We start from the raw sequence: 21,246 nt of genomic DNA on the forward strand, positions 1-21,246 counted from the left end.
CATATTCGATTAATGTTTAGGCAGTTGAATGTGAAATGAGCAACAAAACAAAAAAGCCCGCTTAAGTAGCGGGCTTTACAACGTTTGGTTCTATAAACTAGAAGTATACGTTTGCCCACCAAGAACTAGTCCAAGTGCGCCACCAAGCAAGATCTGATGAGTTTGTCTTATTAAGACAAACCGCAACTTTCGCTTTTTGGTTTTGGTTAAATTCTTGTAACATGGTGAACCTTAAATTACGTACTTTGTATTTGTGTACTAGTTAACTAGTGCGAGAGTAAAAAGTCAACCCCAAAACAGCATTAAAACGATAAAAATATGAGAATTGATTTACATAGTCACACCACTGCATCGGACGGTCGGTTAGAGCCTAAAGATTTAGTGGAAAGGGCGCTGAGTTTTGATATCGAGGTTTTGGCGATCACTGATCACGATACGGTTGACGGTTTGGCGTTAGCCAAGCAACACGTTCAAGACAATAATTTACCGATCAAAATTATCAACGGCATTGAGATATCGACTGTCTGGCAAAACAAAGACATTCATATTGTCGGCTTGAATATCGATCCGGAAAATGAACAATTATCCGCCCTCATCGAGCAGCAGAAGCAGCATCGCATAACAAGGTCAGAGTTGATTGCAGAGCGACTACAAAAAGCAACTCGGGAAGGCGTGCTCGAAGAGGTAAGGCAGATCGCCGGTGATGCGCCTGTTACGAGAGCGCACTTCGCGAAATGGTTGGTGGATAATGGTTACGTAAAAACCATGCAAATGGTGTTTAAAAAATACCTAACGCGTAATAACCCAGGTTATGTACCACCGAATTGGTGCTCGATGAAAGATGCGGTTGATGCTATCCATGCGGCTGGTGGGATGGCGGTATTGGCGCATCCTGGAAGATATAAGTTGACAGCGAAGTGGATTAAGCGTCTTCTAGCAGCGTTTGTAGAAGCAAACGGTGATGCGATGGAAGTTGCACAGCCGCAGCAAGCGCAACAAGAAAGGCGCAACTTGGCTGATTATGCTATACAATACAAACTATTAGCGTCTCAAGGCAGTGATTTTCACTACCCATCCCCTTGGATGGAGCTAGGAAGGAACCTTTGGTTGCCCGCAGGCGTCGAACCAGTTTGGAAAGATTGGGGTATTGATCCTTCGTTGGATATATCAAAGTAACCTCAAAGCGTGGGTTTCAGCATCAAATAACTGGAAAGTGTATATAGGGTATTAATGTGGCTTTCCTTGTCGTTGGAACTGAACAACACTTTGAATCTTGAAGTCACTTGATAAAGCACAACAAGGCGGCATTCAAGCTCCACATAAGAATATAGAGCCGAGAGGCTCGATAATGAGGAATTACAATGAGCCAGTTTTTTTACGTTCACCCAGAAAACCCACAGGCTCGCTTGATTAATCAAGCAGTAGCAATCATTCGTAACGGCGGCGTTGTGGTGTACCCTACCGATTCAGGGTACGCACTTGGCTGTCAGTTGGAGAACAAACAGGCACTGGAACGAATCTGTCAGATCCGTCGTCTGGATGATAAGCATAACTTTACTTTATTGTGTCGTGATTTGTCGGAGCTTTCTCTATATGCGCGAGTGGATAACTCTGCATTCCGACTACTGAAAAACAACACACCAGGTCCTTACACCTTCATCTTCAAAGGCACGAAAGAAGTGCCGCGTCGTTTGATGAACGCGAAACGTAAGACCATCGGTATCCGTGTTCCAGACAATCAAATTGCCTTGGACTTGTTGGAAGCATTAGGTGAACCGATGATGTCTACGTCGTTGATCCTACCTGGCAGTGACGTAACAGAGTCTGATCCGGAAGATATTCGCGATAAACTAGAACATGCGGTTGATGTGATTCTTAATGGTGGTTACTTAGGTGAACAACCTACGACCGTCATTGACTTTAGCGAAGGTGAACCTGTTGTGGTGCGTTTGGGATCAGGTGACCCGGCACCATTCGAATAATTCGACTAATAGACGTACACCACCGTCAAACAAAATAGGAGGCATCGCGCCTCCTATTTTAGTTGTCATATCGAATATCTCATTGAACTTAACTGTTTGAGATTAAGCGAAATCGAAAATGTCGATACCATTTTGTTCAGCATAGTTGATGTATGCAGAGCTCACGCCGTTTAGTGTCACTTCAACATTGTATTCATCACTAGAGAATACTGCCCAACCACACTCGTTGTAAGATAAAGTAAGATCATCCGCTGAATCTAAGAACGTATCGCGAATGCCATCATTGTCGGTGTCTCTGCCCATATCGAAGACAAGTTTGTCATGAAAAATATTAAAATCGACAATATCGGCTTTAATATCAATATCGTTGGAGGATACAGGTTGATCCGGTACACCAATAGCCAGGCGGTTTGTAAGCACGAAAGTGTCGTCTCCACAGCCGCCGCTCAGTACTGATTCACCATCGCCAACGACGAGCGTGTCGTTACCCCAACCCCCACTCAAGTAGTTGTTGCCTGAGTAATCAAAAATTGTATCATCGCCACAACCACCAAAGAGCTTGTCATTTCCTAATCCGCCCGATAGGAAGTCGTTGCCAAAGCCGCCAGAAACAAAGTCGTTCCCTCGGCCACCGAGCAAGGTATCGTCTCCCCAGCCCCCGAAGACAACATCATTTCCTCCGTATCCTACGAACTTATCATCACCACAGAAGCCGAAGAAAATATCGGTTGTTTCAGACCCTTTTGTACCGGTCATATTGTCATCTTGAGATGTCCCAAAAATCCAATTTAGGTCTAGATTTAGCATAGACATTGTTCTATTCCTTTTTGTCTGATTTATGCCAATCGCCGAAAATGTAGAGCCAATCTAGCTAGTTAAAATACACGATAACGTTAGTGTCATTTTTAATAGTAAATAGTGACTTACCGATGCTTCTTGTCTTGCTATGAGTGCTCATTTATCCACGATGATTGGTATTACTTAGCAGCAAACTGGGACTGTTTATTCTTCGTTGTTTTTAAAGCAACACGAACAGTAAACACACCCCAAGTGGTTATCGTTGTAACCCTGACAATTTTATCAGGTACTGCACGGTTAAAGTGGCTCGGGAAGACCGATATTAGTGGGATTCTCGCTGGGCAATATCAGCATTAAGTAGGAAAAAAGTTGCAGAATAGAGTAAATATTTTCGATGTTTTAAAGTGAATTTTTGGTGTGGAGAATGGCGCCGATTTAGCTTACATTAACTGAGAAAGTTACGTATAATGTCGGACCGAAAAATCCCACTGAAATGGGTAATTAGCAAAATACAGACCAATCCTGGTCTAGACGTCTGTGAAGACGACACATAGGTAGATAAATGAGCGAAAAGTTACAAAAAGTATTAGCACGTGCTGGTCACGGTTCTCGTCGTGAGATTGAATCGTTAATTAAATCTGGTCGCGTTAGCGTGAACGGTGTAGTCGCTAAGCTTGGTGAAAGACTTGAAGACGAGAGCAGCGTAGTTCGTATCGATGGTCACATTGTCTCTGCAAAGATTCAAGAAGAAGTGATTTGTCGTGTACTTGCGTACTACAAACCTGAAGGTGAACTGTGTACTCGTCACGATCCAGAAGGTCGTCGTACTGTTTTTGATCGTCTGCCAAAGATTCGTGGCTCTCGTTGGATTTCAGTTGGTCGTCTGGATGCGAACACTTCTGGTCTTCTGCTTTTCACAACGGATGGTGAACTGGCGAACCGCTTAATGCACCCAAGCCGCCAAGTTGAACGTGAATACCTAGTACGTGTGTTCGGTGAAGTAACTGAACAGAAAGTTCGTAATCTAGTAAAAGGTGTTGAACTGGAAGACGGTTTAGCTCGCTTTGAAGATGTTGTTTACGCGGGTGGTGAAGGCATGAACCACACGTTTTACGTTGTTATCAACGAAGGTCGTAACCGCGAAGTTCGTCGACTATGGGAATCGCAAGAGTGTACCGTTAGTCGTCTGAAACGTGTTCGTTACGGCGACATCTTCTTAGACAAGAAACTGCCTCGTGGCGGTTGGATGGAGCTTGACCTGAAAGAAGTAAACTACTTGCGTGAGCTTGTAGAGCTTCGTCCAGAGAAAGAAACCATGCTTGATCTGAACAAAGACAACACGTCACGCAAACGTGAGCGTGCACGCAGCCAAAAAATTCGTCGCGCAGTTAAGCGCCATGAAGAGCGTGTTAACACGCCAAAAGGCCGCAGCAACAACCCTTCTCGTCGTAAGCCGAAGAAGACTGCTGGTGACCAAGGCGCACGTAACAAGCATCGTTAATCGATAGCAAAACATCAGAAAGGCTTGCCAATTCAGCAAGCCTTTTTCTTATCTGTTACATAACAAAAGGATCTAAAGCCGATATAGAGCAGGGGACTTTGGATAAACAAATATCTCAGCTAAACAAAAACAACAGATAAAAAATACCAGCACTAGGCTGGTATTTTTGTTCATGATGAAGAAACGTTAATCGCGTTTCCAAAGCATATGGCAGAACTTATGTTCTGGGTCTCGGCTGATTAGCATACGAGCAAATACGTCATCAAGAACGTCATTTTCCTCATTTACTAGGCCGATACGAACCTCTGCATATACTTCTTTGTCGATCTCGAAGCCAACATGTTCAACCCAGTCATCACCAGTTTCAACAAGTTCTGCGGCACCACGATCTTCAAATTGCGCAGTAAACAGAATCACGTCAGCAGGCTCTAGGTTATCTGGAGCCATCTCAAGGAAAATGTCGTACGCTGCGTCGATGACGTCGTCGTAAGAAATCAAATCAGACATGCTTATGCTCGGCTCATGTATTTACGTTCAGCTGTGTTAATGATAACACGGTCACCAGTTGCTATGTACTCAGGAACCTGGATGACAAGACCTGAAGCGAAGCGTGCTGGTTTAGTACGAGCAGATGCAGAAGCACCTTTGATTGAGGGGTCAGTTTCTTCAATCACTAGCTCAACAGAAGATGGTAGTTCAATACCCACAGCAGCACCGTTAACAAGGATAATGTGGATACCTTGTGTATCTTCGTTGATGAACAGCATGTCGTCTTCAACTTCATTGTGCTTGAATGTGTATTGTGAGTAGTCTTCGTTATCCATGAAGATGTGCTCATCGCCGTCAGCGTATGAGTACACAACTGCACGTTTGTTCATTTCTACCGTTTCAACAACGTCATCAGACTTGTAACGCTCATCTACACGTGCGCCCGTGTTTAGATCTGTACAACGCATTTTGTAGATTTTAGCGCCGCCACGACCGCCAGGAGTCGTTACTTCGATGTCTTTAACTAGAAGAGTTTTACCATTAGACTCGATTGCGAAGCCTTTTTTGATTTCACTTGCCTTTGGCATTGTATATTCCTATTCATACTTATTAAGCAAAACTCGGTGATTATAGCGCTAAGTTAGCCGCCTAGCATTAAAATTCATTGCAGAAATTTGTTGTTACTCCCATGACTAAACACCTGAATGGACTTGATTCAGTGAGTCGGCTAAGAGAACATATAGTCCAACTTCTTGAACCATCTGAGAACACGTTTTAAGTCATGTCTCTGCCTGTTATCGATCCTAAACAACCATTTCAACCAGAGTTTGCGCCTTTAATTAGGGAAGTCACCGCTTGTCTCAAAGGTGGACTGGGGCAAAACTTGCACAGCGTTTATGTATACGGTAGTGTTGCTCGCAAAACAGCGATCGTTGGGAGGTCGAACTTAGACCTGGTTGTCGTTACTCAATCATCCTTTGAGCACAATCGCGCGACTTTGCTCAACACAATTAAGTGGCGTGCGCAGCAGAGTTACCCTCAAGTTAATGGTGTATCGGTCCGTACAGCCTTAGTGAGCGAAGTAGCTAATTTAGATAGTATTTTCACTTGGGGCTTTATGCTTAAGCATTGCTGTGTCTGTGTTTATGGTGATGATCTAGCAGACTGTTTTGGTGATTACGTCCCAAGTTGGGAAATTGCTAAGCACTGGAATATGGATGTGGAAGATTGGATTACGGTGTATCGCAAAAAAATCGTACAAGCGAAGACGATAGAAGAGCAGGTGGCCGCCCAGCGCGTGATTGCTAAAAAGTTACTAAGAGCGTCATACTCTTTGGTGATGTATCGAGATAAACGTTGGTTTGATGACCCTATACAATGTGGCAAGGTATTCTTAACTTATCATCCTGAAAAGCAGCTTGAGATCGAGCGGCTAGAAATTTTACTTTCTGGCCGGGGTATTCCCAAGCGTTCTGTTATCGGGCTAATTGATGCGTTTGGTGATTGGTTAGTCAAACAGTACCAGAAAACAGAGTTTCGTATCGGTTAAAACAACCCCATTTGTGGTGCTGAAAGCCTGTCAAAATCCGTCCCAATGAAAGGGAGAATCGCATCTGCAACGGGTTTGAGTTGTTTATCAATGTAATGTTGATAATCAATCGGGCTATTGAGGTACTCATAAGGTTCAGGACCGTTCACGGTTATAATGTATTCAATTCGTCCTTTGTTTTGATACTGTAATGGGCGTCCAAGCTTGGCATTTATCTCATCCGCTAAACGAGCTGCACGCACTTGTGGCGGGACGTTCTTCTGATACTCATGCAGTTTTCTGCGCAGTCGCTTTTGATACACCAACTGTTCATCAAATTCACCGTTGTTAGTTTTCTCAACCATCTCTCGGACATAGTCGCTTGGATCTTCACCATGGAAAATCATGCTATAGAGTGTATTTTGAAATTTCTGTGCTAACGAGGTCCAATCAGTACGGGCACTTTCTAACCCTTTAAATACAATCCGTTCTTGCTCTCCTTCACCGATTAAACCCGCATAGCGCTTTTTCGAGCCAGTTTCTGCGCCACGAATCGTTGGCATAAGGAATCTGCGATAATGGGTTTCATACTCGATTTCCAACATAGATGTTAGGTTGTACTCAGAACGCAGGTGTTCTTGCCACCAAGAGTTGATGTAATCAACTAATTGATTTCCAACAGCGTCGGCTTCTACTTGACTGTATGGTCGATTCAACGACACAAATGTGGAATCCGTATCGCCGTAAATCACTTGATAGCCTTGTTCCTCAATCAGCACTTTAGTTTGCTTCATGATCTCATGTCCGCGCATGGTAATACTAGAAGCTAATCGAGTATCAAAGAAACGACATCCCGATGAGCCCAGTACGCCATAAAAGGAGTTCATGATGATTTTGATTGCCTGAGAAAAAGCTTTTTCATTGTTCTTTTTCGCGACATCACGTGCCGCCCAAAGCTTTTCAATCATTTCTGGCAAAAAGTGTTTCGTACGATGGAATTGCCCACCGCGAAAGCCAGGTACAGCCTGATTTTCTTCTTTTCCAATATCGAGCAATAACCCCTCAACTAAACCCATAGGATCAATCAAGAAAGAGCGAATAATCGATGGATATAGACTCTTAAAATCCAATACTAAAACGGAATCATATAGGTTAGGGATGGAGTCCATTACGTAACCGCCGGGGCTCGCAATCCAATTTTCAGGGTGTAGGTTTGGGGCAACGTAGCCTGCTCGGTGTATCTGAGGCATGTATAGGTTTGTGAATGCTGCAACCGAACCGCCTACACGATCCAGTTCTACACCAGTGAGCCGAGAACGCTCTATTGCAAAGTCAAGCAGGTGAGTGTGATTGAAAATCTTGTTCACCAACACGCAGTCTTGTAAGTTATATTTAGCCAGCGATGGTTTGTCGGAGCGGTACATACGATTGATCTCATCCATACGGTCATGAACGTTGTGGATTTCTTTACCTTCCCCCAAGAGTTCTTGAGATACAGACTCTAATGACCAAGACCGAAAGTGATAAGTCGCCGTTTTTAACGTATCGATACCATCCATCACAACTCGCCCGGGAATGGAAATAAACCCTTGTTGGCTTTGAGATGAACTTCTGAAAAAGCTGGCTTGGTCTGCTCTGCCAAGCATGAGTTTCATGTTGTGCCATTCTGCTCGTTTGTGTAGCAGACGAAAGTCAAAATCAATGACATTCCAACCGACAATGATATCGGGGTCGAATTGTTTAAACCAATCGATGAGTGCTTCTAGAAGCCCCTTTTCATCCTGGACCCATTGTATCGGTGTATCCGAAGGTTCTGATTCTCCGATCATGATAACGCGGGAATCCATGAAGCTGTCTAATCCGATGGAGTAAAGAATGCCTTTCTCAGAGCATTCTAGATCTAACGAGACAACGTTTAACTTAGGCTCATATTGCCCCGTACGGCATTTTGCGTTCTGGACGAGTTGGTAGCCATTGGTACGAGTCACATTGCCTGTAAACTCAATACTGCCTTTAATAAAACGCTCCATGAGGTAGCGATCGGCGAGGCGAATATCACTTTCGTAAGTGGTGATATCATTTTGAGCGAACGTGTCTTTAAGTGTGAGAGCGTCTCTGGTTACGTTGGTATAGCATGCAGAAAGAGGCGTATGTTCAAACGTTTTGAGATCCAAAAGGCGGATGTCGACGGGTATGTTTTTTTCTCGCGCGAGTGTTTTTGCTTGCTCTGAGTGTTTCTGAGCGATGAAAAATACTGGCTTCTCACCATTAATAATTAACTGAGTAGGACCTGCTTCTGTCGAAAGCCACAGCTCGATTTGAGTTTGACCTTTGATGTCTCGTGCCTGTCGAGTAAGCAGAAAGCCTTGTTGGATATTCAAATGTGAGAAACCTTAGAAAACTTGAAGAACGCTAGTTTAACATTAAGAACTGTAAAAATAACCAGTAAAGAAAACGGTTCAAATTTTTGCTGGAATTAGTGATTACAAGTTAGCCTCTGGTGCAAGAGGGACAGTGTCATTTTAAGTTATAGCGTGTTTCTCTGGGCAATATGAAACCTAGTTACTTGATTTATTGTACTTAATGTTGTTAATTGTCTTTTCTTAGATTTCGGTTCTGCTCATCACGCTCTAAAATAATAGAGTGGTTTATGAATAAGTTCTTGCTAAAGTTTGCGTTTCAGCACATATTCATAGAAAGCAATTTTTTGTCGATTACGTTAGTATATAGGCAGTCATACTGATATCCACATTTAACAAATAATGGTTATGTGGGTGCAGAACCAATACAAAGTGTGGAGATACAAGTTTGATAAATGTTTTCCTTGTAGATGATCACGAGCTGGTTCGCACAGGGATACGACGTATTATTGAAGACGTCCGTGGAATGAACGTAGCAGGAGAAGCTGACAGCGGTGAAGATGCAGTAAAATGGTGTCGCAGTAATCATGCTGACGTCGTTTTAATGGACATGAACATGCCAGGAATTGGTGGCTTGGAAGCCACTAAAAAAATTCTTCGCGTGAATCCTGATGTGAAAATCATCGTACTTACCGTTCATACAGAAAACCCGTTTCCAACCAAGGTGATGCAGGCAGGTGCGTCTGGTTATTTAACCAAAGGTGCTGGCCCTGATGAAATGGTGAATGCGATTCGTGTAGTTAATAGTGGGCAGCGTTACATCTCACCAGAGATTGCGCAGCAGATGGCATTGAGTCAATTTTCTCCAGCCTCTGAGAACCCTTTTAAAGACTTATCCGAACGTGAATTGCAGATCATGCTTATGATCACCAAAGGCCAAAAGGTAACGGATATTTCTGAGCAACTTAATTTAAGTCCAAAGACAGTCAACAGCTATCGCTACCGACTCTTTAGTAAATTGGACATTAATGGTGACGTTGAGTTAACTCACTTAGCGATTCGCCACGGAATGCTGGACACCGAGACCCTTTAGCGTGAATCCTCCCTTCGATTCGGCTTCCTTTCTCAAGACAGTAACTCATCAGCCCGGCGTTTACAGAATGTACAACGCCGAAGCTGTTGTCATCTATGTAGGTAAAGCCAAAGACCTAAAAAAGCGCCTTTCAAGCTACTTTCGGAAAAAAGTAGACAGTGAGAAAACTCGCGCGCTTGTCAGTAATATCGCCAAAATTGACGTCACAGTGACTCACACTGAGACAGAAGCGCTCATCTTAGAGCATAACTACATCAAGCAGTATTTACCGAAATACAATGTTTTGCTGCGAGATGATAAGTCTTACCCTTATATCTTTATTAGCGGTCATAAGCACCCACGGCTTTCTATCCACCGTGGCGCCAAGAAGCGCAAAGGTGAATATTTTGGCCCCTACCCAGATTCTGGTGCAGTAAGAGAAACATTGCATTTGCTGCAAAAGATATTTCCTGTGCGCCAGTGTGAAGACACTGTCTATTCCAATCGAACGCGCCCATGTTTGATGTACCAAATTGGCCGTTGTGCAGGGCCATGCGTTGATACCATCATTTCTGATGAAGAATACGCAGAGTTGGTTGGCTTTGTGCGCATGTTTTTGCAAGGCAAAGACCAGCAAGTACTCAAACAACTGATCGAGAAAATGGAAGTTGCCAGTCAGCAATTGCGCTTTGAAGATGCCGCTAAATTTCGCGATCAAATCCAAGCGATTAGACGTGTTCAAGAGCAGCAGTACGTCTCAGAAGACAGCATGGATGATATGGATGTACTCGGGTTTGCTCAGGAGAATGGTATCGCGTGTATCCATATCCTGATGATACGCCAAGGCAAAGTGCTTGGTAGCCGTAGCCATTTTCCGAAAATCCCACAAAATACAAGCCAGCAGGAAGTGTTCGATAGTTTTCTGACTCAATACTATTTGAGCCATAACGAAGCACGCACGATTCCTTCTCGTATTATTTTGAATCAAGAGTTGGCAGAAGATATCGCGCCAATACAGAAAGCGTTAAGTGAAGTTGCTGGTCGTAAGGTTCATTTCCATACCTCGCCAACTGGCTCTAGAGCAAGGTATCTCAAGCTTTCGAACACGAATGCACTAACGGCGATTACCACCAAAATCAATCACAAGATGACGATTAATCAGCGTTTTCATGCGCTTCGCGAAACATTGAAGTTGGAGTCTATTGCTCGAATGGAGTGTTTTGATATCTCCCATACCATGGGGGAAAGTACGATTGCATCGTGTGTGGTGTTCAACAATGAAGGCCCCGTTAAGCAGGAGTATCGTCGCTATAACATCACTGGGATTACCGGTGGTGACGATTACGCTGCAATGGGACAAGCGTTGGAGCGCCGTTATTCGAAGCAATTGGACGTAGAGAAAATTCCCGACATCATCTTTATCGATGGTGGTAAAGGTCAGTTAAATCGTGCGCATGATATTATTTCGCAATATTGGGGTGATTGGCCAAAGCGTCCCATCATGATTGGTATTGCGAAAGGGGTCACTCGCAAACCAGGCTTAGAAACGCTGATTACAGTCGATGGGGACGAGTTTCATTTACCAAGCGATGCTCCAGCGCTGCACCTTATTCAACATATTCGTGATGAAAGCCATAACCATGCTATAGCGGGGCATCGTGCTAAGCGAGGTAAAACCAGACGTACGAGTGCACTTGAAGGGATTGAGGGAATTGGCCCTAAACGACGTCAGGCGTTACTCAAGTACATGGGTGGGTTACAAGAACTTAAACGTGCAAGTGTCGAAGAAATCGCCAAAGTACCGGGAATAAGTCACTCTTTAGCAGAAATTATTTTCCAAGCATTGAAACAATAAGGAAAATCGCGCAACATTAAGCCGCAATGTGTAAGAGAATAATAAAATGCGTTTGAATATCCCGAACATTCTGTCTCTTCTTAGACTGTTCCTAATCCCTGTTTTTGTGGTTGTCTTTTATCTACCTTATTCATGGGCACCGTTTGCAGCAGCAATGGTGTTTTGGGTAGCGGGTTTTACTGACTGGCTTGACGGCATGTTGGCCCGTAAACTTGGCCAAACTTCTCGTTTTGGCGCTTTTATTGATCCTGTCGCTGATAAAGTGCTAGTGGCAACGGCATTGATTCTAATCACGGAACATTATCATTCAATTTGGGTGACCATTCCTGCGGTAACGATGATTGCGCGAGAAATCATTATCTCAGCATTGCGAGAATGGATGGCTGAAATCGGTAAGCGAGCGAGTGTTGCGGTATCTTGGGTTGGCAAAGTAAAAACTGTTTCGCAAATGTTCGCCTTATGGGTGTTGATATGGCGTTACGATGAATGGATGGTTTGGTTAGGCTTTGCGGCCTTGTATGTGGCTACTTTCTTGACATATTGGTCAATGATTCAATATTTAGCTGCTGCGAAAGACGATCTGTTGAATGAAGAGCATCATTAAATTCTGATATTAGAAAGCAGGCTTAATAGCCTGCTTTTTTGTATCTAAGATAATCTACGGCATTTCTTTGCTTCTCACGTTTTTCAATGCTTGCTAACGGCCATACTTGAAATTTCTATCTGAGAGTTCCTGTTTCGATAGAATTCCATATGTGATCTAAGTCTTGTTTTTGCCCTTGGAGAGCCTCAGAGAAGCGAGTCTCCTGATTGTTAACGCTTCAATACACGTAACGCACGGCCAGCAGTGTAAGGCGTAGCCAAAGTTTTATGATAAACAAGTGTATTTAAGCGATTTTTAGTATTAAAACTAAGCAATCTACCGTCTTTCGCACAAATTCTAGTCAAACGATTTAAAAAAATAAAAATAGTGTTGACTCGATCGCTCGAATCCGTAGAATGCATTCCGTACCCAAGAGAGCACAGCTCAACAGGGTGGTGAAAAAGCTTAGCTTTGTTCACAGATGAGGCGCCTTGGCAGAGTGGCTATGCAGCGGATTGCAAATCCGTGGACCTCGGTTCGACTCCGGGAGGCGCCTCCATTATTCTTTTGAGAGTGAATAGCTTTCGAGAATAAATGCGACACTAGCTCAGTTGGTAGAGCGCAACCTTGCCAAGGTTGAGGTCACGAGTTCGAACCTCGTGTGTCGCTCCAAATTTTATTGATATGGCGTTAGCGGTATCAGATGGTGTTTTACTTTTCTGTAAAGGCATCACAAAGAATATTTGTGTGCCCTGGTGGTGGAATTGGTAGACACAAGGGATTTAAAATCCCTCGACGTTCGCGTTGTGCCGGTTCAAGTCCGGCCCGGGGCACCATCTCATATTAAATGCGACACTAGCTCAGTTGGTAGAGCGCAACCTTGCCAAGGTTGAGGTCACGAGTTCGAACCTCGTGTGTCGCTCCAGGTTTAAGGCCCAGCATCAAAATGCTGGGCCTTTTTTGTATTTCTTAAAATCTTAAATTTCTTCTTCGCGATGTATTTCTTTAAGCACTGAGCTCCTTCAGCTTACTAACTTAACTCCTTGTTAATTTTAGCCATAGCAACGTCACTTCATGGCCATACCTATCCGACTAGTTTAAGTTTAGTCAATCAAAGTTCTGTGAATAAAGACTCATCGATTTAGGCTGAGCAGTAACGTAAATACTAGCTCTGTTAAATGCCTTGGATACTGAAAATAATGTTCTACGATTAAAGAGTGGTATGTTCATAAACCGTTTTGGTTCATGGCGCTGATATTGTAAGGATATTTGTTTAAATAACAGGTATTTGAGAAAAGAAGAAAAGCGTTGTAGATGAGTATGAATGTACAAATATCACTAGGGGGAACTTTGTTGTGATTTGCGTCACTGTTACTAATATGAAAAATCGTTGCCAGAAGATTTTATTTTGTGATAAATTCGCGCGCAATCTCGGAGCGTAATTAACAACGTTTGATCTCTGGGGGATACGCGTAGTGACCATTCAAGCTGATTGTGACACTGCGTAGGGTAGGTATCGGCAAAGCCTTTTGTCGATAGACGGGATACTAATGCTGTAAAAGCGGCATATTAATGGGAAACCCAACATTGAAACCTTTGAATAAACACACACTAATCAGCTTCATACTGCCGAAATGTCCTGTTTTACAAAACGGGTGCATTACGGAACCTTGATTAATCCCTTTTACATATAAAGTCACGAATATCGTGGCAGATGATCTGTATTTGTCATTTTGCACTGACAAATGCGGAGGGGTATACACACCTCCTGTAACTTCATTCCAATGATTATTAATACAGGATATAGAATTATTATAATTCAAGGGATTATGTAGTATGAGCACTGCCTTTGAAGTCGATAGCAATATCGCAAACATTTTTTCGTCTCAGGTTCCTATCGTTGAGGGAACGTATGACTTAACGCCAGATCAAGTATTGATTGATCAGGCTGAGCATGAATCTGAAGTGCGTTCTTATCCACGTCGCTTGCCAATCGCAATCAAACAAGCTTTTGGTTGCTTGGTTGAAGATACACGTGGACAGATCTTTTTAGACTGCCTTGCGGGGGCGGGCACTCTAGCTTTGGGGTATAACCATCCTGAAATAAACCAAGCTCTGAAAGAGCAATTAGATTCGGGTCTGCCATATCAGACGCTAGATATTGCAACATCAGCAAAAACGACGTTTATTCAATCTGTTAAATCTTTTCTTCCTCAAGAGTTAAGTGAGAACAGCGTTATCCAATTTTGTGGTCCGTCTGGAGCCGATGCAGTTGAAGCCGCGATCAAACTCGCGAAGCAGACTACTGGTCGCAACACCATGTTTGCTTTTCGTGGCGCATATCATGGTATGACTAACGGCACAATGGGCATGATGGGCAACCTAGGTACGAAAGCGCGTCGAACTGGTTTAATGTCAGATGTGCACTTTATGCCTTTCCCATACAATCTGCGTTGTCCATTTGGGCTTGGCGGTGATGAAGGTGCGAAAGCAAGCATTCGTTATATCGATCGTCTTTTAAACGATGATGAATCGGGCATTATGAAGCCTGCTGCGATCATCGTTGAGCCAGTGCAAGGTGAGGGTGGTGTTGTTCCTGCGCCAGCATTCTGGCTGCGAGAGTTACGTCGTATTTGTGATGAACACGGTATCTTACTGATCTTCGATGAGATCCAGTGTGGTGTTGGTAAAACTGGCTACAATTTCGCATTTGAAGAGTCGGGAATTGTTCCAGATATCCTGTGTTTATCAAAAGCTATTGGCGGTGGCTTACCAATGTCGCTATTGGTTATCAACAAGCAGCATGATACTTGGAAGCCGGGCGAACACACAGGTACGTTTCGTGGCAATCAGTTAGCCATGGTCTCTGGTGCGAAAGCATTAGAAATCATCCAGCGTGACAATCTGGTTGAGCATGCCAATATTGCGGGCCAGTATTTGCACTATGGTCTTGAAAGCATTCAAAAGCGCGTGAACTGTATCGCAGAAGTACGTGGCAAAGGCTTGATGCTTGGTGTGGAGATTAAAAATCCAAACGGTGAGCTCAATAAATTTGGCGAACCTCAAGCGGATAGTGAACTCACTCTTTCCATTCAACGCGCAGCACTTGAGCGTGGCTTGATCGTTGAGAAAGGCGGACGTGAAGGTGCAGTAATTCGCTTCCTTCCTCCTCTTATCATCTCGTTTGAGCAAATCGACTTTGCTTTACGTGTATTTGAAGACGCGATTTTAGCAGCAGGCGGTAGTCACATCGAAACTCAGCCACAAGATGAATGGAAGAAGCATTTCATCCACACTGGAGAGTTGGGCAGCAATGAGTTTGCTTCGGTGATGAATCACACTACGACAGCAATGAAATCAGTGTTTGAACAGGTTGCTGCACCATACTCAGGTATGGATCCAAAAGCATTGGAAGCAGCGATCCATGCTGTTGATCTTGACAATAAAAATGCGCCTCTCAAAACGGTTATTGATGATGCAGCCGAGTTGGTCGCGAAAAACGCGATTTTTACTCAACATCCAGATTGTATCGCTCACCTTCATACTCCACCGTTGATGCCTGCTATTGCCGCAGAGGCAATGATTGCGGCTTTGAACCAATCAATGGACTCATGGGATCAAGCTTCATCAGCGACTTATGTTGAACAGAAAGTTGTGAACTGGCTATGCGATAAATACGAGTTAGGTGAAAAAGCGGACGGTATCTTCACGAGCGGCGGCACGCAAAGTAATCAAATGGGTTTGATGCTTGCGCGTGATTGGATTGCTGACAAACTCAGTGCGCACTCAATTCAAAAGCTTGGCCTTCCTGAATACGCAGACAAGCTGCGTATTGTATGTTCGAAAAAATCCCACTTCACGGTTCAAAAATCAGCGTCTTGGATGGGGTTGGGTGAAAAAGCGGTTATGACCGTCGATGCTAATGCCGATGGAACGATGGATGTCACTAAGTTAGACGAAGTTCTAAATCAGGCAAAAGCAGAAGGTTTGATCCCATTTGCAATTGTCGGCACAGCGGGCACAACGGATCACGGTGCTATTGATGACCTAGACTTTATCGCCGATATGGCAGCGAAACATGACATGTGGATGCACGTCGACGGTGCATACGGTGGAGCTCTGATTCTAAGTAGCCAAAAAGCCCGTCTGAAAGGTTGTGAGCGTGCACACTCCATCAGCGTAGACTTCCACAAGTTGTTTTACCAAACCATCAGTTGTGGCGCGCTGTTGGTGAATGACAAGTCTAACTTTAAATTCCTGCTTCATCACGCAGACTACTTGAACCGCGAACACGACGAACTACCGAACTTGGTGGATAAGTCTATTGCTACAACTAAGCGTTTTGATGCGCTCAAAGTGTTTATGACGATGCAAAGCGTGGGGCCAAAAGCCCTAGGCGATATGTACGATCATTTGCTTGATCAGACGCTTGAAGTTGCGGACATGATTCGAGATAACAAACACTTTGAGTTGTTGGCTGAACCATCGCTATCTACGGTTCTGTTCCGCGCGACACATGAATCAGCGGATCTTGACGAACTGAACAAAACGTTGCGCTTAGAAGCGTTAACACGCGGTATCGCGGTATTGGGTGAAACCATTGTCGACGATAAAACCGCGCTTAAATTTACGATTTTGAACCCGTGTCTGACGACGGCGGACTTTGAATCTTTGCTCTCAAAAATCAATACGCTAGCGGCAGAGCTAGTTTAACAAAGGTAACGGAAAACTATGGCAATTCTACAGATTGGTGCAGGCGGCGTTGGCTGGGTAGTTGCACATAAAGCAGCACAAAACAACGACGTTCTGGGTGATATCACAATCGCATCACGTACCGTAGGTAAGTGTGAGAAAATCATCGAATCGATTCAGAAGAAAAACAATCTGAAAGATTCAACTAAGAAACTAGAAGCTCGTGCGGTAAACGCGGACGACGTAGATTCTTTAGTTGCTTTAATTAAAGAAGTGCAGCCTGACTTAGTGATCAACGCGGGTCCTCCTTGGGTGAACATGTCTATTATGGAAGCATGTTACCAAGCTAAAGTGTCATACCTTGATACATCTGTTGCGGTTGATTTGTGCTCTGAAGGCCAACAAGTACCTCAAGCTTACGATTGGCAGTGGGGCTACCGTGAGAAGTTTGAAGAGGCGGGTATCACAGGTATTCTTGGTGCCGGTTTCGATCCGGGCGTAGTATCGGTGTTTGCTGCATACGCGGTGAAACATCTGTTCGATGAAATCGATACTATCGACGTAATGGATGTAAACGCAGGTGACCACGGTAAGAAGTTCGCAACTAACTTTGACCCAGAAACGAACATGCTTGAGATTCAAGGTGATTCCTTCTACTGGGAAAACGGCGAGTGGAAACAAGTACCTTGTCACTCACGTATGCTTGAGTTTGAATTCCCGAACTGTGGTTCACATAAAGTGTACTCAATGGCGCACGACGAAGTTCGATCTATGCAAGAGTTCATCCCGGCGAAACGCATTGAGTTTTGGATGGGGTTCGGTGACCGTTACCTGAACTATTTCAACGTAATGCGCGATATTGGTCTACTCAGCCCAGACCCACTGACGCTGCACGACGGCACGGTAGTCCAACCTCTACACGTATTGAAAGCGCTACTGCCGGACCCAACATCTCTCGCACCAGGTTACACAGGCTTAACGTGTATCGGTACTTGGGTACAAGGTAAGAAAGACGGTAAAGATCGCAGCGTATTTATCTACAACAACGCAGATCACGAAGTTGCATACGAAGATGTTGAACACCAAGCTATCTCATACACCACTGGCGTACCTGCGATCACCGCGGCTTTGCAGTTTTTCCGTGGTAAGTGGGCAGACAAAGGCGTGTTCAACATGGAGCAGCTAGATCCAGACCCATTCCTAGAAACCATGCCATCGATTGGTCTAGATTGGCATGTTCAAGAACTGGAGCCAGGACAACCTGTTATCCATAAATTGAAGTAAGAATTTAGCGACTCTTATTTGTACGTTTAAGCCGATGCACTTGCGTCGGCTTTGTTCGATTTTATAGTGCCTTTGCTAAGGCGAAGGGACGTAAGGTATCAAAATGCAACAAAACGAACTAAAAACGCCATACTTCATGATCAATGAAGACAAGCTGATTGAGAACCTAGAGAAAGCAAAACAGCTAAAAGACATCTCTGGTGTGAAGCTTGTATTAGCACTGAAGTGCTTCTCAACATGGGGTGTATTCGACATCATCAAGCCTTACCTAGACGGAACAACCAGCTCTGGCCCGTTTGAAGTGAAGCTTGGCTACGAAACGTTCGGTGGTGAGACACACGCATACAGTGTGGGTTACAGCGAAGATGACGTTCGCGACGTGGCGGACATCTGTGACAAGATGATCTTTAACTCTCAGTCACAGCTAGCGGCTTATCGTCATATTGTCGAAGGTAAAGCATCGATTGGCTTGCGACTAAACCCAGGTGTGAGCTACGCAGGGCAAGACTTAGCAAACCCAGCTCGTCAATTCTCTCGTCTTGGTGTTCAGGCTGATCACATCAAACCGGAAATTTTTGATGGTATTGATGGCGTAATGTTCCACATGAACTGTGAGAACAAAGACGTGGATGCGTTTATCGGCTTACTCGATGCTATTTCAGAGCAGTTTGGCGAGTACCTAGATAAGCTGGACTGGGTAAGCATGGGTGGCGGCGTTTTCTTCACATGGCCGGGGTACGACATCGAGAAGTTGGGTTTAGCGCTTAAAGCATTCTCAGAGAAACACGGCGTACAAATGTATCTAGAGCCGGGTGAAGCGATCATCACTAAGACAACCGATCTTGTTGTAACAGTGGTTGATATTGTGGAGAACGTGAAGAAGACGGCGATTGTCGATTCAGCAACAGAAGCTCACCGTTTGGATACGCTTATCTACAACGAGCCAGCGTCCATTCTTGAAGCATCTGAAAACGGTGAACATGAATACGTGATTGGATCGTGCTCTTGTTTAGCTGGTGACCAGTTTTGCGTGGCGAACTTCGAACAGCCTCTCGAGATCGGACAGCGTCTGCACATTCTAGATAGTGCAGGTTACACCATGGTGAAACTGAACTGGTTTAACGGTCTACGTATGCCTTCGGTTTACTGTGAACGCTCGAATGGTGACATTCAAAAACTGAATGAATTTGACTACTCTGATTTCAAACGTTCACTATCTCAGTGGTCGGTGAAATAAAACGTATTGAGTATTAGAACGACAAAGAGCAGCTGAATTGCTGCTCTTTTTTATTGGGGAAGCGTTAAAGGTATGCAGTTAGCTTTCTACAATTACACGAGTGTCTTCACTCAGAGATTCTAACTCATTAGCCACGTCCTCTATCTCTAGCTCGCTAGGCAGTTTAATCGCCATTTTTGCGCTGAATAAGCTGGAGCTTACCCCACCGCCGCCTGCAATGAATACGCGTTGGCAATCCATATCTAGAATTGAAATGCCTTGATTATCGAGAACGTGAGTAATTTCATTCACAATACCTGCTCTATCGTTGGCATCTAAGCGAAGCTGAAAGATGGTGTCTTCACGATGCGAGTGAGGATCCGAGTCAACGAACCTAACCACAAGAGTTTGACATGAAGAGAACGCCTCTTTAACGATGTCGGCATTTTCTCTTGGAAGCTCTACTTTGATGACACCTGCAACTTGATCTTCGATAAAGTTTACTTTGCTTATCAGCCATTTACCGCCATTTTCATGAGTAATTGCTGCGAGCTCTTTGATGGTTGCGGGTGACGCTTGTCCGACAAAATTAACAATAAATACGGTGTTCATAATGTCCCCTCCTGGAATAAGGTTTGGACGCAGTACGAATAAACGTGCTACTTAAGTTATTGGAATAAATCCTTTTATTTAGTGTAGGTGCTAGGAGAGGGTTATGTTTGATGAAAGTCAATTTTTGACACTAATTCGTGAAGCAAATAATTAAAACGATGTTTAGGGCACAAAAAAGCAGCCATCATAAGGCTGCTTTTCTACTGAGTATCAACTCAAGTCAAGGCTAAAATGTTACTTTTAGTTCGACACCGTAAAATTGGCTATCGTAGTTGGCGCCTGCGTCCATTGCGAATTTTGCGACGTCTTGATTACCAAACCAAGGTGATGAATTAAATTGTAGTTCTGCACTACCGCCCCATGTATCGGTTACCCAATAATGGATATGTCCAACAGGGTTTAGGAAGAAGAGTGATACATCACCGACGGTTTCAGAGCCCATGACTTCGCCGCCGTTTGCTACAATATCTTGCTCAGCAGTGAGCATCATTTCGCCAACCACAGCACCAAAGAATGGAGTGATAAAAATATCCTGCCAAGATGGCACTTCTGCAAATGCTTCTACTCCGTACTCCCAAAAGAACGTTGACATGGTTGCGGAGTACAAGAATGACTGAAACTCGTTATAGCCAGCGTGGCGTGCGGCTGTGTAGTAAACGCCGCCAAAATAAGGATGCATGATGTAGTTGAGGACATGTTCATCACGATCCCAAACAGGCCCGTCAGAGACATTATCTTTCCATTTTTGACCCAGCTTACTCATGTCTCGGTCTTCTTCGTCCCACTTAGTGATGCTTTCTGGAAGGAAAGTCATCATACCAACGGTTGCGATACTCAGGCCAAGAATGGTGTAGGTTTGACCCATGAGGTAATCCCAGTCTTTATCTTGAGGGATAATGAGATGTTTAGGCTGAAGCCCTGCATCAAGATTTAATGAATCATCATTATTCTGTTCAAACATAAGACCGCGATTTTGAGACTCGAAGGTGTACAGAGTCGTCGTTTCGCAGTAACCTGACAAGCAATCAGGTGTGTAAGAAAACTCCGTATGACTGGTCATATCGTACTGACTTGCGTGCGCAAGTGCTGACGAAGTCAAGCAAAGGCCAGTTAGAGTTTTCTTGAACATGGATGATTTTGACACAAAGGTCTCCGAGTTGATGGTGTGATGATCGGGCTCGCAATTATCCCTCAAAACATCAACCATTTAAATACTTGATCCTTATTTAGTCCCAATATATCTCGTCGAGATTCGTCCAAATAAAAAGAAAAAT

Annotated in this window: 17 protein-coding genes, 4 tRNA genes and 1 other annotated feature; of the genes, 14 read left to right on the top strand and 7 right to left on the bottom strand. The window is 44.1% G+C overall.

The genetic code is table 11. The features are described from left to right. Window positions 1–47 precede the first annotated feature (47 nt). Window positions 48–151, bottom strand: a sequence feature (Trp leader region). Further along, window positions 98–223 (bottom strand): trp operon leader peptide, encoded by a 126-nt coding sequence (locus FKN16_RS14400; RefSeq protein WP_005394819.1) that lies wholly within the window; start codon window positions 221–223, stop codon window positions 98–100. It overlaps the preceding feature by 54 nt. Window positions 224–318: 95 nt before the next feature. Between FKN16_RS14400 and FKN16_RS14405 the strand changes: the two genes are divergently transcribed. Continuing rightward, window positions 319–1,176 carry a PHP domain-containing protein gene (locus FKN16_RS14405; protein WP_170902990.1) on the top strand — a complete coding sequence of 286 codons (858 nt, stop codon included), beginning with the start codon at window positions 319–321 and terminating at the stop codon, window positions 1,174–1,176. A gap of 185 nt (window positions 1,177–1,361) precedes the next feature. Continuing rightward, the gene (locus FKN16_RS14410; RefSeq protein ID WP_005376791.1) at window positions 1,362–1,982 is read left to right on the top strand and encodes an L-threonylcarbamoyladenylate synthase; all 621 of its coding nucleotides are present in this window, start codon (window positions 1,362–1,364) and stop codon (window positions 1,980–1,982) included. Window positions 1,983–2,084: 102 nt separating this feature from the next. Here the strand turns inward: FKN16_RS14410 and FKN16_RS14415 are convergent, their stop codons facing one another. Next, a complete protein-coding gene (locus FKN16_RS14415) occupies window positions 2,085–2,795 on the bottom strand; it encodes a calcium-binding protein (protein ID WP_047009985.1) in 711 nt (236 codons plus the stop codon). 547 nt (window positions 2,796–3,342) lie between these two features. Here FKN16_RS14415 and rluB point away from each other — a divergent pair. After that, a complete protein-coding gene (rluB, locus tag FKN16_RS14420; protein WP_005376798.1) occupies window positions 3,343–4,281 on the top strand; it encodes a 23S rRNA pseudouridine(2605) synthase RluB in 939 nt (312 codons plus the stop codon). Between the two features lie 186 nt (window positions 4,282–4,467). Here the strand turns inward: rluB and FKN16_RS14425 are convergent, their stop codons facing one another. Beyond that, complete coding sequence (locus tag FKN16_RS14425; protein ID WP_005376800.1) at window positions 4,468–4,788, bottom strand: HI1450 family dsDNA-mimic protein; 321 nt, start codon at window positions 4,786–4,788, stop codon at window positions 4,468–4,470. 2 nt (window positions 4,789–4,790) lie between these two features. Continuing rightward, complete coding sequence (gene yeiP, locus FKN16_RS14430; RefSeq protein ID WP_005376801.1) at window positions 4,791–5,357, bottom strand: elongation factor P-like protein YeiP; 567 nt, start codon at window positions 5,355–5,357, stop codon at window positions 4,791–4,793. A gap of 194 nt (window positions 5,358–5,551) precedes the next feature. On the opposite strand from yeiP, the gene FKN16_RS14435 reads away from it, so the two are divergent. After that, the gene (locus FKN16_RS14435) at window positions 5,552–6,319 is read left to right on the top strand and encodes a nucleotidyltransferase domain-containing protein (protein ID WP_114323234.1); all 768 of its coding nucleotides are present in this window, start codon (window positions 5,552–5,554) and stop codon (window positions 6,317–6,319) included. Here FKN16_RS14435 and FKN16_RS14440 read toward each other — a convergent pair. Continuing rightward, window positions 6,316–8,679: a DNA polymerase II gene (locus FKN16_RS14440; RefSeq protein ID WP_170902991.1), complete on the bottom strand. Its 2,364-nt coding sequence runs from the start codon at window positions 8,677–8,679 to the stop codon at window positions 6,316–6,318. The two genes, FKN16_RS14435 and FKN16_RS14440, sit on opposite strands and share 4 nt — an antisense overlap. A gap of 427 nt (window positions 8,680–9,106) precedes the next feature. Between FKN16_RS14440 and uvrY the strand changes: the two genes are divergently transcribed. The 10 genes from uvrY (at window position 9,107) to nspC (ending at window position 19,381) form a co-directional block, all read left to right on the top strand. Beyond that, window positions 9,107–9,751 (top strand): UvrY/SirA/GacA family response regulator transcription factor, encoded by a 645-nt coding sequence (gene uvrY / locus FKN16_RS14445; protein WP_005386783.1) that lies wholly within the window; start codon window positions 9,107–9,109, stop codon window positions 9,749–9,751. Window position 9,752: 1 nt separating this feature from the next. Next, window positions 9,753–11,585, top strand: coding sequence for an excinuclease ABC subunit UvrC (gene uvrC, locus FKN16_RS14450; protein ID WP_025767270.1), 1,833 nt, complete (start codon window positions 9,753–9,755; stop codon window positions 11,583–11,585). Between the two features lie 46 nt (window positions 11,586–11,631). Then, complete coding sequence (gene pgsA, locus FKN16_RS14455; RefSeq protein ID WP_005394805.1) at window positions 11,632–12,189, top strand: CDP-diacylglycerol--glycerol-3-phosphate 3-phosphatidyltransferase; 558 nt, start codon at window positions 11,632–11,634, stop codon at window positions 12,187–12,189. Window positions 12,190–12,653: 464 nt separating this feature from the next. Then, window positions 12,654–12,727: transfer RNA gene (locus FKN16_RS14460), tRNA-Cys, on the top strand. A gap of 37 nt (window positions 12,728–12,764) precedes the next feature. Then, window positions 12,765–12,840: transfer RNA gene (locus FKN16_RS14465), tRNA-Gly, on the top strand. 77 nt (window positions 12,841–12,917) lie between these two features. Then, window positions 12,918–13,004 (top strand) — tRNA-Leu (locus FKN16_RS14470). A gap of 13 nt (window positions 13,005–13,017) precedes the next feature. Continuing rightward, window positions 13,018–13,093, top strand: a tRNA-Gly gene (locus FKN16_RS14475). 911 nt (window positions 13,094–14,004) lie between these two features. Then, window positions 14,005–16,881, top strand: coding sequence for a pyridoxal phosphate-dependent class III aminotransferase (locus FKN16_RS14480; RefSeq protein ID WP_170902992.1), 2,877 nt, complete (start codon window positions 14,005–14,007; stop codon window positions 16,879–16,881). An 18-nt stretch (window positions 16,882–16,899) separates the two neighbouring features. Further along, the gene (locus FKN16_RS14485) at window positions 16,900–18,144 is read left to right on the top strand and encodes a carboxynorspermidine synthase (protein ID WP_005394799.1); all 1,245 of its coding nucleotides are present in this window, start codon (window positions 16,900–16,902) and stop codon (window positions 18,142–18,144) included. Window positions 18,145–18,247: 103 nt separating this feature from the next. After that, window positions 18,248–19,381, top strand: coding sequence for a carboxynorspermidine decarboxylase (gene nspC / locus FKN16_RS14490; protein WP_005394797.1), 1,134 nt, complete (start codon window positions 18,248–18,250; stop codon window positions 19,379–19,381). Window positions 19,382–19,459: 78 nt separating this feature from the next. Here the strand turns inward: nspC and FKN16_RS14495 are convergent, their stop codons facing one another. Both FKN16_RS14495 and FKN16_RS14500 read right to left on the bottom strand, forming a co-directional pair. Next, a complete protein-coding gene (locus tag FKN16_RS14495; protein WP_005394795.1) occupies window positions 19,460–19,972 on the bottom strand; it encodes an ACT domain-containing protein in 513 nt (170 codons plus the stop codon). 226 nt (window positions 19,973–20,198) lie between these two features. Continuing rightward, complete coding sequence (locus FKN16_RS14500) at window positions 20,199–21,101, bottom strand: DUF3943 domain-containing protein (protein ID WP_170903019.1); 903 nt, start codon at window positions 21,099–21,101, stop codon at window positions 20,199–20,201. Window positions 21,102–21,246: the final 145 nt, after the last annotated feature.

This window comes from Vibrio sp. 11-4(1) (genome assembly GCF_013048625.1).
Lineage (GTDB): Bacteria > Pseudomonadota > Gammaproteobacteria > Enterobacterales > Vibrionaceae > Vibrio > Vibrio diabolicus.

Coding starts and splice junctions, on each gene's coding strand:
- FKN16_RS14400 (WP_005394819.1), bottom strand. CDS start 223: ATGTTACAAGAATTTAACCAAAACCAAAAAGCGAAAGTTGCGGTTTGT.
- FKN16_RS14405 (WP_170902990.1), top strand. CDS start 319: ATGAGAATTGATTTACATAGTCACACCACTGCATCGGACGGTCGGTTA.
- FKN16_RS14410 (WP_005376791.1), top strand. CDS start 1,362: ATGAGCCAGTTTTTTTACGTTCACCCAGAAAACCCACAGGCTCGCTTG.
- FKN16_RS14415 (WP_047009985.1), bottom strand. CDS start 2,795: ATGTCTATGCTAAATCTAGACCTAAATTGGATTTTTGGGACATCTCAA.
- rluB (WP_005376798.1), top strand. CDS start 3,343: ATGAGCGAAAAGTTACAAAAAGTATTAGCACGTGCTGGTCACGGTTCT.
- FKN16_RS14425 (WP_005376800.1), bottom strand. CDS start 4,788: ATGTCTGATTTGATTTCTTACGACGACGTCATCGACGCAGCGTACGAC.
- yeiP (WP_005376801.1), bottom strand. CDS start 5,357: ATGCCAAAGGCAAGTGAAATCAAAAAAGGCTTCGCAATCGAGTCTAAT.
- FKN16_RS14435 (WP_114323234.1), top strand. CDS start 5,552: ATGTCTCTGCCTGTTATCGATCCTAAACAACCATTTCAACCAGAGTTT.
- pgsA (WP_005394805.1), top strand. CDS start 11,632: ATGCGTTTGAATATCCCGAACATTCTGTCTCTTCTTAGACTGTTCCTA.
- FKN16_RS14480 (WP_170902992.1), top strand. CDS start 14,005: ATGAGCACTGCCTTTGAAGTCGATAGCAATATCGCAAACATTTTTTCG.
- FKN16_RS14485 (WP_005394799.1), top strand. CDS start 16,900: ATGGCAATTCTACAGATTGGTGCAGGCGGCGTTGGCTGGGTAGTTGCA.
- nspC (WP_005394797.1), top strand. CDS start 18,248: ATGCAACAAAACGAACTAAAAACGCCATACTTCATGATCAATGAAGAC.
- FKN16_RS14495 (WP_005394795.1), bottom strand. CDS start 19,972: ATGAACACCGTATTTATTGTTAATTTTGTCGGACAAGCGTCACCCGCA.
- FKN16_RS14500 (WP_170903019.1), bottom strand. CDS start 21,101: ATGTTCAAGAAAACTCTAACTGGCCTTTGCTTGACTTCGTCAGCACTT.